The sequence below is a fragment of the Emergencia sp. 1XD21-10 genome, assembly GCF_009936045.1.
In the GTDB taxonomy this organism is placed as follows: Bacteria; Bacillota; Clostridia; order Peptostreptococcales; family Anaerovoracaceae; genus Senimuribacter; species Senimuribacter intestinalis.
In genome coordinates this window covers 74826-86384 of the sequence record NZ_QWEQ01000019.1, presented here as the reverse complement: position 1 = coordinate 86384, position 11559 = coordinate 74826, and the positions used below count along the sequence as shown (strand labels likewise).

The 11559-nt window shown below is 43.0% G+C and carries 9 protein-coding genes; 7 read left to right on the top strand and 2 right to left on the bottom strand.

Annotation, left to right across the window (positions count from 1 at the left end):
- Nucleotides 1–280 precede the first annotated feature (280 nt).
- Nucleotides 281–1651, top strand: coding sequence for an SLC13 family permease (locus D1151_RS12305; RefSeq protein WP_161909091.1), 1371 nt, complete (start codon nt 281–283; stop codon nt 1649–1651).
- A 24-nt stretch (nt 1652–1675) separates the two neighbouring features.
- Nucleotides 1676–2275, top strand: coding sequence for an AAA family ATPase (locus D1151_RS12300; RefSeq protein ID WP_161909090.1), 600 nt, complete (start codon nt 1676–1678; stop codon nt 2273–2275).
- A 44-nt stretch (nt 2276–2319) separates the two neighbouring features.
- Here the strand turns inward: D1151_RS12300 and D1151_RS12295 are convergent, their stop codons facing one another.
- Both D1151_RS12295 and D1151_RS12290 read right to left on the bottom strand, forming a co-directional pair.
- Complete coding sequence (locus tag D1151_RS12295) at nt 2320–3588, bottom strand: argininosuccinate synthase (RefSeq protein ID WP_161909089.1); 1269 nt, start codon at nt 3586–3588, stop codon at nt 2320–2322.
- A gap of 740 nt (nt 3589–4328) precedes the next feature.
- A complete protein-coding gene (locus D1151_RS12290; protein ID WP_161909088.1) occupies nt 4329–5066 on the bottom strand; it encodes a FadR/GntR family transcriptional regulator in 738 nt (245 codons plus the stop codon).
- A 286-nt stretch (nt 5067–5352) separates the two neighbouring features.
- Here D1151_RS12290 and nhaC point away from each other — a divergent pair, with 286 nt between their 5' ends.
- From nhaC to D1151_RS12265, 5 genes are all read left to right on the top strand, one after another.
- On the top strand, nt 5353–6768 hold the full coding sequence (gene nhaC, locus D1151_RS12285; protein ID WP_161909087.1) for a Na+/H+ antiporter NhaC: 1416 nt from the start codon (nt 5353–5355) through the stop codon (nt 6766–6768).
- Nucleotides 6769–6924: 156 nt separating this feature from the next.
- Nucleotides 6925–7803: a LysR family transcriptional regulator gene (locus D1151_RS12280; protein ID WP_160201714.1), complete on the top strand. Its 879-nt coding sequence runs from the start codon at nt 6925–6927 to the stop codon at nt 7801–7803.
- A gap of 143 nt (nt 7804–7946) precedes the next feature.
- A complete protein-coding gene (locus tag D1151_RS12275; RefSeq protein ID WP_161909086.1) occupies nt 7947–10322 on the top strand; it encodes a pyruvate formate lyase family protein in 2376 nt (791 codons plus the stop codon).
- 19 nt (nt 10323–10341) lie between these two features.
- The gene (locus D1151_RS12270; protein ID WP_161909085.1) at nt 10342–11262 is read left to right on the top strand and encodes a glycyl-radical enzyme activating protein; all 921 of its coding nucleotides are present in this window, start codon (nt 10342–10344) and stop codon (nt 11260–11262) included.
- A 14-nt stretch (nt 11263–11276) separates the two neighbouring features.
- Nucleotides 11277–11558 (top strand): putative quinol monooxygenase, encoded by a 282-nt coding sequence (locus tag D1151_RS12265; protein WP_160201717.1) that lies wholly within the window; start codon nt 11277–11279, stop codon nt 11556–11558.
- Nucleotide 11559: the final 1 nt, after the last annotated feature.

The window sequence follows — 11559 nt, the reverse complement described above, 5'->3', positions numbered from 1 at the left end:
GTGGCAAATATCGTTGAGTTTGTGTTATACTGTTCATGACGATAGGGTTCCTTTCAGATATGTTTTTTGTGGTGATTAACATTCTAACAGATCCTATCGTCTTTTTCTATTGGAAAGTGTCACATCAATTGTAACTCTACATTGTTTATGGGCAATTTTCTGAAAAGAACATTGAAAAAATTGCGGAAAAATGGCATAATAATAAAATATAACATAATACTAGAGAAAGGAATATGCGTAAACTGCGCGGCATAGAAGCAGCGTGGCGCATGAAGTAAAAATGGAGATATTGGCACCGATTTTGGCGGTATTGATTTTTGTGGGCATGTTTGTCATGATTGTCCTGGAAAAATTTGAACGTCATTACATTACGTTAGTTAGCGGCGCACTAGTTTTGGTACTGGTTTTTGGTCTTTGTATGCGGGATATGGACGCCGTGCTGCAAACCCTGAGTCTGGATAGCCTGTTTGAGTCCGGTTTCTGGATAGGAGAAGGGGAAGAAGGCTCTATGGGAATCAACTGGGCAACGATTATTTTTATTGCAGGAATGATGGTTATGGTAGAAGGTCTTGGAGAAGCAGGATTCTTCCACTGGCTTTGTCTGCTTCTTGCCAGAATGGTCAACTATCGTGTGACACCGCTTTTAATTTGTTTTATGTGCATTTCTGCAGGACTTGCCATGTTTATCGACAGCATTACCGTAGTACTTTTTTTAGCTGCAGTGACTGTGGATTTGGGAAAACTTCTCAAATTTAATCCGATTCCTATGGTGATTGCAGAAATATTCTGTGCTAACCTGGGAGGCGCAGCAACCATGAGCGGAGACCCACCGAATATTATTATAGGAACAGCTTTAGGCTATACTTTTACTGACTTTGCCAGAAATACAGGGCTGATTGTAGCAATCTGCTTTGTTGTTATCGTGGCCTACTTCCTTCTCATATTCAGAAAGGAACTGAAAGCAACCGATTCTATGGATAGAAGCGGTTTATCCTGTCCGGAGCCGGCAACAGCAATTCACAACAAAAAACTGTTTATCTATGCAATGGTTATTTTCATTGGCGCTATTGTTCTTCTGGTGACCCATGCCCAGACTGGTCTTACTGTTGCCACAATCGGCGTCATTATGGCGGTGGTTACGATACTTGGAATGATCGTGCTGGAAGATAAGAAAAAGACTGTTGAAGTGCTGAAAAAAGTAGACTATAAGACGCTGCTTTTTTTCATCGGACTATTTGTTTCTGTAGGAGGATTAGAGGAAACAGGCATACTGGAACTGATGGCGCAAGGCATTATGAATATCTGTCAAGGCAATATCAAGCTGATTTTACTGGTCATTCTACTGCTGTCAGCTGTGTGCAGCGCACTAGTGGACAATATTCCGTTTGCAGCAACTATGATTCCGGTGATCAAGTCTATCTCTGCGGCGCAGGGTATCAATCTGTCTATGCTGGCATGGACGTTGGCACTGGGGACCGACTTTGGCGGTAACGCAACACCAATTGGCGCTTCTGCTAATGTGGTGGGAACCTCTATCGCAGCCAAGGAAGGACACCCGATTGGATGGGGCACCTATTGTAAGTACTGCGTACCGGGCACGATTTTAATTATCGGAATATCTCTGTTGTGTCTGTACGCAAGATATGTATAGAGATAAAACAGAAAGGAAATTCCAATGAAAAAACAACTGATTATTACGATTGGAAGAGAAAGCGGAAGCGGCGGACATGAAGTTGCAAAGCAGCTGTCAGAAGCGTTTCGCATTCCGTTTTACGATAAAGAAAAAATCCAGCAGCTTGTCGCCAAGGAAACCGGTTACGAGTTGGAACTGGTAAAGAAGATGGATGAAAAACCTGTAAGCAGACTGTTTTCCAGAAGATTTGATGATTTTTCCACATCCGTGCCCGAACATGTGGCTAGAAAAACCTTTGAAATCGTGCAGACCATGGCGAAAGAAGGGAAATCCTTTGTTCTTGTGGGCCGCTGCGGAGAATATATCCTCCGGGATAATCCTAACATGGTCAGCTTTTTTATCAACGGCAAAAAAGAAGCGAAAATAAAAAGACTGATAGAGACGGAAGGCTGTGACGCCCATGAAGCAGCCGGTCTGATGAAACAGCGCGACGCAGTCAGAAAGACATATCATAACTATTATTGCGATACTAAGTGGGGAGATTCCCGGGGATATGATCTGGTGATTAACTCTTCCGTCCTGGGAATTGAGAAGAGCGTAAAAGTGCTGACAAATTTTGTAGAAGAGTTCATGGAAGGATAAAAGTAAGGCTGCCATGCCGGCAGCCTTAAATTTTTTTGAGGATATTATTCTACGAAAGAACCGCCCTTAAAGATTTTTTTGCCCAGTTCTTTTTGTGCTTCAGGAACGCCATCCAGGTTTTGCTTCTGGATTGCTCTGATTTTCAGCGGCAGAGAGAATAGGTTGATAAAGCCTTCTGCATCGCTCTGATCGTACACTTCATCTTCGCTAAATGTTGCGAACTCTTCGTTGTATAAGGAATATGGAGATTTACTTGCAACAGGCCAAGCGGTGCCCTTGTAAAGTTTCATCCTTACCGTACCGGTTACCAGCTTTTGTGTTTCGTCTACAAATGCGGAAATGGCTTCACGGAGCGGTGTAAACCAAAGACCGTCGTAAACCAGCTGCGCAAATTTCTGAGAGACAATGTTGCGGTACTGCAGGGTATCTCTGTCTAAAATGAGTTTTTCCAGGTCTTTATGCGCTGCGAATAAAATGGTGCCGCCCGGCGTTTCGTATACGCCTCTGGATTTCATGCCGACCAGACGGTTTTCGATGATATCAATGGTCCCGACGCCGTTCTCGCTGCCTAATTTATTTAACTCGGTTAAAAGCTCAATTGGACCCATTTTCTTTCCATCTATAGCAACAGGGATGCCTTTTTCAAAATCAATTTCTACATAAGTCGGAGTGTCAGGTGCGTCCTCTGGCGTCTTTGAAAGTACGTGGATGTCAGGCTTATGCTCGTTCCATGGGTTTTCCAGATTGCCGCCTTCGTGACTAATGTGCCAGATGTTTTCGTCTCTGGAATAAATTTTTTCTACAGTCTGTGCAATCGGAATGTTGTGCTGATGCGCATATTCAATACACTGTTCACGAGACTGTAGATCCCAGATTCGCCAAGGTGCGATGATTTTGATAGCAGGATTCAGTGCATGAATAGTGGACTCAAAACGAACCTGGTCGTTACCTTTTCCGGTACAGCCGTGGGCAATGGTAAAAGCACCTTCAGCTTCAGCGATTTCTACCAGTTTCTTCGCCTGCAGCGGTCTTGCCATGGAAGTACCCAGCAGATAGTCGTTTTCATAGATTGCGTCTGCTTTTAAAGTTGGATAGATAAAGTCGGTAATGAATTCTTCCTGAATATCTAATATGTAGGCTTTGTCTGCGCCAGTAGCGTAGGCTTTCTTTTCAATTGCATCGAAGTCTTCCTTCTGCCCGGTGTTGCAGCAGACTGCGATAACTTCGCAGTTATAGTTCTCTTTTAACCATGCGATGATGATGGATGTGTCCAGACCGCCGGAATAGGCAAGGACGATTTTTTCTTTTGCCATAGTGTGTTCCTCTGAATATGTAAATATTTATAATCGTGAATAAAAATTAATCAGTGCATGTAATATACCACACCTGCCTGAATAAATCAAGGATTTTTTGTATTAAAATAATAAAAAATGTAAAAAAATGCATAAAGGCATACAGAATAGACTTGAAAATGATTTTTGCAAAAAATCGGAAGACCCCTGCAAAAATACAATAAAGTTTAACCGCCTATGGCTATAATGTGAAATATAAAGTGAGAAAAGTGCTTGCGGATAAAGTATAGCAGGTACAATAATATTAAACAGGATAGACCTTTGTAGAACATTGAGTGAATTATTAAGGAGGAAAAAAGAAATGAAAAAACTATTAACTTCACTGTTATGCGTAGTGATGGTAATGACGTTCATGCCGGCAATGGCTTTTGTGGCTGATCTGATAATCTTAACACAGACAGGACTGAAATTACTGAAGCAACAACTGAATTGCTTGCAGGAGTTCAGTATAAGCTGGCTCGGGACGTTGAACTGAATCAGCCATTAACAGTAACCGCTAGTGAAACTAATGGGCTCTATGTCAAATGTGAACTGCTACCCGTCAAGTAGGCAATTAAAAAATAATATTTTGACCAGTTGGAGGTGCACTCTAACTGGTGTTTTTATGATACTTGCAGATTTTATGCTAGTGTTATTTTATCAGTGGGAACTCTTAACTACTCTTAAACAAAAAGACCACGCATGATTACGTGGTCAAATTTTTATCTTTCCGATTTTTCTTTTAACATAGCGTACATTTTCAAGTCAGCCTGCAGATGCTCCCGGGTAATTAGCCGAACTTTTTCGCCGTCGTGAACTTTAAATGCTTCGAGAAGTTCTCTGTGCTGGGCGAGTGCGGTATCGCGGAATGTATCAGCGCTGTTTTTTAGAATATAATAAATAGAGTTTATGATGTACTGATTGAAAATGTCATAATATGCAGTCAAAATGCTGGTTACAAGATTGTTTTGGGCTTGCATGCGGATAAACTCATGAAATCTGTAATTGGCTTCGTTCAGAGCAGTCTGGTTACCGACACACTGTTCACACTCCTCCATGAGGAGTTCCAGTTGTGCGATACCGGCATCATCGATTTTTTGAGCTGCGAGACAGGCTGCTTCCGGTTCAAAAGCAGAAATAAATTCCACCATCTCCTTGGTGGAAGCAAGTTCCAAAGTTGCGGTGAAATTTCCTTGTTTTGCAATGGTATCCCGACACTTTACGTAGGTGCCGTGTTTGGTTCGCTCGATAAAGCCTTGTGTATCTAGCTTCTTGTAAGCATCTCGTAGAGTTCCTCTGCTGACATTGAGAATTTTACAGAACTCATTTTCGTTGGGAAAGACAAAGCCGTCCTCAAATTCCTCATGCGTAATCATCTGTTTAATCTTTTCTGCCAGATAGTCGGATTGTGTTTTATATTGGGTAAATGCAAGTTTGCTTAATAGTGCTGTTTTTTCCATGTATGCCTCCGCAAGGGTTCTTAATTCTTGACATAGTATATCGGTTAAACAATTTATCGTCAAGGCGCAAAACGGATTTTTGCCAGATTTAATTGCCCGATTTGTCAAGGTCATATTAACAAATGGACGCTATGCAAGGAGCGGCTGTAACAGATATAATGTTGTCAGACAACATACATGTCGAATGTGTATACATATTCATAAAATCAATATGGGTGTAGAGAAAAGAGAATTGCTTTTATCCAAAAAAATCAATTAATTTATGTAAAAGTTTGAGGAGAAAACTATGGAAAAGAAAATTAAAGCTCCAACTTTCCTGGCGGCAATCTCCATCATGATTATCGTCGTAGCGATTCTGATGGCCAGTCTGCTGTGGCTGAACATTGATATTCGTATCGCTCTTATGTTTGCGATTATTGTCGCAAGTGCTTATGCAATGTTTCTAGGCTATAAATGGGATGATATCCAGAAGATGATGATGGATGGCGTTTACAGTATGCTGATTGCTACGTTTATTCTGCTGCTAATTGGTGCAGTTATCGCAACTTGGATTGCGTCTGGTACAATTCCGTACATCATCTATATCGGATTAAAAATTATAAACCCTAAATTATTCCTGATCTGTGCTTGCGTTGCAAGTTCTTTCATGTCCATCGCCTGCGGCAGCTCATGGTCTTCTGCGGGTACTGTAGGTATCGCATTTATGGGTATCGGAGCAGGTCTTGGTATTAATCCGGCATTTACTGCAGGTGCAGTCGTTTCCGGTTCCTACTTCGGAGATAAAATGTCACCGTTCTCAGATACAACAAATCTGGCTTCCGCGATGTCCGGCGTTTCGCTGTTCTCCCACATGGGCTCCATGCTGTGGACAACAGTACCAGCTTACATCATTGCGATTATCATGTACGGTGTTTTAGGCTTTACAACTGTAGCAAAGGGTACAGTAGATGAATCTACCGTAAATATGTATCTGGACAATCTGGATGCCAACTTCAATCTGAGCCCTGTGTGCCTGTTGCCAATCGTTGTACTGCTTGTAGTTGTAATCAAGAAGGCACCGGCTATTCCGGGACTGGTAGTTTCCGCACTGCTCGGCGCTGTTATGGCTATGATTCTGCAGGGAACTTCCTTTGTAGATATTTCCAACATTATGTACAATGGCTATTCCATCGAATCCGGCGTTGCTGACATCGACAGACTGCTCAACAGAGGCGGCCTCTCCAGCATGCTGTGGACTGTAGCACTGTATTTCTTTGCCTGCGTGCTGGGCAACATTTTGGACGTAACAGGTGTACTGCGTACAGTTCTTGAAAAGGTTGCAGGTATTACAAAGAGAGCAAGCACGCTGGTTACTGCTACACTGGCATCGTCTTTCCTGATGCAGGCGTTGACTGGATCTTTGGAAAGCTCCATGCTGATTAACTCCAAGCTGTTCGCACCTGCATATGACGACCTCGAAATTGACAGAAAGGTACTGTCTAGATCCCTGGAAGATACTGGTACTATGTGTGCCGCATTGATTCCTTGGAACTCTAACGGTATGTACATGGCAAGCACCTTAGGTGTTGCAACATTATCCTATCTGCCATACTGTTTCTTAGGTTGGCTAACACCAGCAGTCGCACTGGTTCTGGCTTGGACCGGCATTGGTATCTTCTATAAAAACGGAAAGAAACCGGCTAAGAAGGCAAAAGCAAACTAATTAAATAACTCGTTTATTTTTTCAAAAACTTATTGGGAGCAGGGCTGGTGCCTGCTCCCCTTTTTTACTTTATTATAGCGATGATTTAATATGAATTGAATTTTCAGGGTTGAACATGTATAATCTACGTAACCGCAGACTGAAAGGGGTGAACCGATGGATTTAAAGAAATACGAAGTATTGCTCAAGGTGGTCGATCGAGGCAGTATTAATAATGTTAGCTATGATTTGGGATACACCCATTCGGGGATTTCTAAAATGCTCAACAGCATGGAAACAGAACTGGGCTTTCCTATTATAAAAAGAAGCAATAAAGGCATCAGCCTGACTTCTGAAGGAGAGCGGCTGATGCCGATGATAAGGCGGATTGTTAAGGAAAGTGAAAAACTGGAAACAGAAATTGCACTAATCAACGGTCTGGAAAAGGGCACGATTCGAATCGGGGGATTTCCAACGACGGCATATGTTTTGCTCCCGAGCATTTTAAAGGAATTTTGCAAGCGATATCCTAAAATTCAGGTGGAAGTTTTAGAGGAACATAGCGTAGATGTGCTGGAGCAGTGGCTCAACCGTGGCATTATTGATATCGGACTTTTCAGCAGGCAGCCTTATCACAATTTTGACTGGTTCGGCGAGCGCAGAGATGAGTATGTGGCGCTGCTGCCTAAGGGACATCCGCTGACTCTAAATGAAATTGTGACTTTAGAGCACCTCTTTAAAGAACGGGTTATTCTTTTTAAATCTCATAAAGGATTTGATCAGGACATCATTCAGCTGATGAGATATATAGATCTCAATCAGGATTTAGGCGGATACACCTTCAATTCGGATTTTACAGTAATCCGTATGGTGGAGGAGAACGGTTTTGTGACGCTGGTTCCAAAGCTGATTGCTGAATACGCAGTTTCCGGCTTTGCAGTAGAATACAGACCGATCGACAGAGAACTTCATAGAAGTATTGGTTTCGCGGTAAAATCTAAAAGTGATATTTCACCGTCTGTGAAGAAGTTTCTCGCTCTTATAAAAGAAGGATAAACGCTTTTCCATGATACAAATTGTCACGGTGAACATGAGATTTCTCCGCTACCTTGTGAATGAATTATCAAGTATGATTTAGGTAATAAAACTTAAATCATACTTTTTTAATTTATAAACCACTGAAGAGAAGGAGAAAGACTATGAACCGAGACAGAATTGAGATGATGAATGATCGTCTGAAAAATTCTAAACCGCAGCTGGATACCGAAAGGGCTAAGCTGGTAACGGAAGCTTATGCTAAATTTGCAACCTACACACCAGTACTTCGCAGAGCGCACGCTTTTGCATATATTCTGGATAATATGGAAGCCAACATGCAGGATGGAGAGCTGATTGTAGGCAGCCAGACCAAAAGGGTCAGAGGTGTTCCTGTATTCCCTGAATTTGGTGCAAAGTGGGTTATCGATGAAATTGATATGTTCCCAGTACGCGGCACTGACCCGATTGTAGTACCGGCTGAAACAAAGGCAGAACTGCTTCCAATCCTGGAAAGCTGGGGAGAAAATACCTTTGATATACAGTCAACTGCAGCACTTGATGATTACGTGCTGAAAGCGCAGGATTGTGGTGTATTGTCAGTTGGTGCGAGAACTACAGGTATGGGACATATTTCCCCTGATTATCCGAGCATTTTGCCGGTAGGTCTGAAAGGTATTATTGCCCGTTCCAAAGAAATGATTGAAAAAACCCAGGTGCTGACTCCGGAAGACAGCAGAAAAATCGATTTCTGGAATGCAAACATCATTTCCTGCGAGGCAGTTATCAGATTTGCACACAAATTCTCTGATCAGGCTGCAAAGCTGGCAGAAGCAGAAACAGACCCTAAGAGAAAAGCAGAACTTTTGAAAATTGCAGATGTATGCTCTAACGTTCCTGAAAATGAGCCGAGAGATTTCTGGGAAGCGCTGCAGTTTGTTTGGTTCCTGCAGCTGACGATTCAGATTGAAGACAACGGTCATTCCATTGCGGTGGGCAGACTGGATCAGAATCTGTATCCTTATTATAAGAAATCTGTTATCGAAGGCGATATGGCAGCAGAAGATGCAGAAGAATTGCTGGCAGCTTTATACATCAAGTGCACAGAAATGCTGAAATTACGTGATAGTTTTGACTCCCTGGGCTTTGCAGCATATCCGATGTGGCAGCAGATGGCAATTGGCGGGCTGACCAGAGACGGCAAAGATGCAACCAACGAGTTGACTTATGCAGTATTTAACGCATGGGATCTTGTTAAGACTGTACAGCCGACCATGGCATTGCGTGTAAACGATAATACACCAAAGGAACTGATGGATGTCGCTCTTGGCATGGTGCAGAAGGGTTATGCGATTCCGGCGTTCTACAATGACAACATGATTGCAAATGCACTGAAAAACAAAGGTGCAACAGAAGAAGATTCCAGAGATTGGACGATTCACGGCTGTGTAGAGCCTTATGTGCAGGGCAAAACTGACGGCAGACCAAACGTGGGATATATCAATGCTGCAAAATGTATCGAACTGGTATTAAACAATGGTTATGATCCAGTTGCAAAATGTGAGATGGGTCTGAAAACCGGCGATCCTGATACTTTCACCAGTGTGAAAGATTTTGAAGAAGCGCTGCACAAGCAGATTGTACACTTTGTAAAGGTAATGTGCGAAGCTTACACAAAGGTTTGCGCAATGCACGCACTGTATGTTCCAAAGGGATATGCTTCTGCACTGGTGACTGACTGCATCGGCAGAGGAAAGTCTCTGGAAGAAGGCGGCGCATTATACAACAGTTCCGGCGTATTCCTGGTTGCTATGGCAAACGGCGCTGATTGCTTGGAAGCAATCGATTATGTAGTCTTCCAGGAAAAGATGATGAAAGCCAGCGAATTTAACGAAATTCTTCACAACAACTATGAAGGCAATGAAAGACTGCGCAATATCATCTTAAACAAAGTTGATAAATACGGTAACGATAAAGAGAGAGTTGATGGCTATGCAAATCGTATGATTCGTGCTTACAATGCTGAAATGGTCAAGTATCGTGACAGCCGCGGCGGCACTTACGAAAACTGCATTCTGTCTACATCCTTCAACGTACTGCAGGGTAAGACCATCGGTGCGACACCTGACGGCAGATTGGCAGGTGAGCCTGTATCCGACAACGCTTCCCCAATGGTAGGAAGAGACGTAACCAGCCCGACTGCAACTATCAAGTCTGTTGCGTCCATCGACCAGTGTGACTGCAACAACGGCGCACTGTTCAACATTAAATTTGACCCGAACATTGTGCAGGGAGAAGAAGGCAAAGAGATTTTGAGAAATGTGATTCAGTCTTACTTTGACATGAACGGCGAACACATTCAGATTAACGTAGTAGATGCAGGAACACTGGAAGCTGCGCAGGAAAGTCCTGAGGACTATAAGAACCTGCTGGTTCGTGTAGCTGGATATTCCGCATACTTCATCGAACTGGACAGAGAAGTACAGAATAATATCATCGGCAGAACAGCGCACAAAAATGTAGGCTGCGGCTGCTGCTAATGATTTGGAGGCAGATTGAATGAACAAAGGAACCGTTTTTAATATACAGAAAATGTCCATTCACGATGGGCCGGGCATCCGAACTACAGTGTTTTTTAAAGGGTGCCCCCTAAACTGCCTTTGGTGTTCCAATCCTGAAAGCCAGCGCGTCGAAAAAGAAGTGGCGTGCTTTCAGACAAGATGTGTAAAGTGCGGTTATTGCGCAGAGGTCTGTCCGAAGGGACTGATTGAAAGAAAACCGCCTTTTGAAATCACAGGTCGCAGTGAATGCGACCTGTGTGGCATTTGTGTCAAGGAATGCTGCACCAATGGAAAGAAAGTGGTTGGAGAAGATTATACCGTGGAGGAACTGCTCCACGAAATATTGAAGGATAAGAATTTTTATGACTCTTCCAACGGCGGAGTAACCTTTTCCGGAGGCGAGCCTCTGATGCAGCATGAATTTTTGGTAGAAATGCTAAAGGCATGCAAAGAGAACGGCATACATACAGCCATTGAAACCACTGGATTTGGAAAGGCTGAGGATTTGCTTTCAGCAGCGGAGCACCTGGACCTTGTATTCTTTGATGTGAAACACATGAACGACGAAAGACATCAAAAGATTACAGGTGTTTCCAACAAGCTGATTTTAGAAAATTTGGCAGCCCTTGCATCTCGCCATGACAATATTATTGTAAGAATTCCGGTCGTTCCGGGAATCAACGACGATGATATTAACATTGCAAAAACTGCGGAATATATTACTTCGGCAGGCATCAGCCAGCTGGAACTTTTGCCGTATCACAATTTGGGTGAGGTAAAGTACGGTCAGATTGGAAGGACCTACGAACTGTCAGAGGTGAAGACGCCAAGCGAGGAGCGTATGGCGCAGCTTGCAGACGTTGCAAAAGCGGGGGCAAAGGGCAGTCCGCTGGAAGTCAGCGTGATGAAATCCTTGTAAGGAAGGAGAAAAAGATGTATAATTTACTCGTAACTTATACTGCAAAGGATGAGCAGACGCTTCGCGCCTTTTATCAGGAAGTCGAAGCTGCCGGCATTATCAGTGAAACTCATAAGGAAGAGGGGAATCTTCGCTACGATTATTATTTTTCCTGTGAAAGAGCCAATGAAATTCTAATTGTAGAAAAATGGGTGGACAAAGCTGCGCAAGTTTATCACGACGAATTGCCTCATCTGATTGCTTTGGGAAAGATAAAAGAAAAATATGGCATAGAGACTGCATTTGAAGAACTGTAAG

Excerpts from the sequence above, each read along its gene's own strand:
- D1151_RS12295 (WP_161909089.1), bottom strand. The coding sequence starts at position 3,588 with ATGGCAAAAGAAAAAATCGTCCTTGCCTATTCCGGCGGTCTGGACACA.
- D1151_RS12275 (WP_161909086.1), top strand. The coding sequence starts at position 7,947 with ATGAACCGAGACAGAATTGAGATGATGAATGATCGTCTGAAAAATTCT.
- nhaC (WP_161909087.1), top strand. The coding sequence starts at position 5,353 with ATGGAAAAGAAAATTAAAGCTCCAACTTTCCTGGCGGCAATCTCCATC.
- D1151_RS12305 (WP_161909091.1), top strand. The coding sequence starts at position 281 with ATGGAGATATTGGCACCGATTTTGGCGGTATTGATTTTTGTGGGCATG.
- D1151_RS12270 (WP_161909085.1), top strand. The coding sequence starts at position 10,342 with ATGAACAAAGGAACCGTTTTTAATATACAGAAAATGTCCATTCACGAT.
- D1151_RS12290 (WP_161909088.1), bottom strand. The coding sequence starts at position 5,066 with ATGGAAAAAACAGCACTATTAAGCAAACTTGCATTTACCCAATATAAA.
- D1151_RS12280 (WP_160201714.1), top strand. The coding sequence starts at position 6,925 with ATGGATTTAAAGAAATACGAAGTATTGCTCAAGGTGGTCGATCGAGGC.
- D1151_RS12300 (WP_161909090.1), top strand. The coding sequence starts at position 1,676 with ATGAAAAAACAACTGATTATTACGATTGGAAGAGAAAGCGGAAGCGGC.
- D1151_RS12265 (WP_160201717.1), top strand. The coding sequence starts at position 11,277 with ATGTATAATTTACTCGTAACTTATACTGCAAAGGATGAGCAGACGCTT.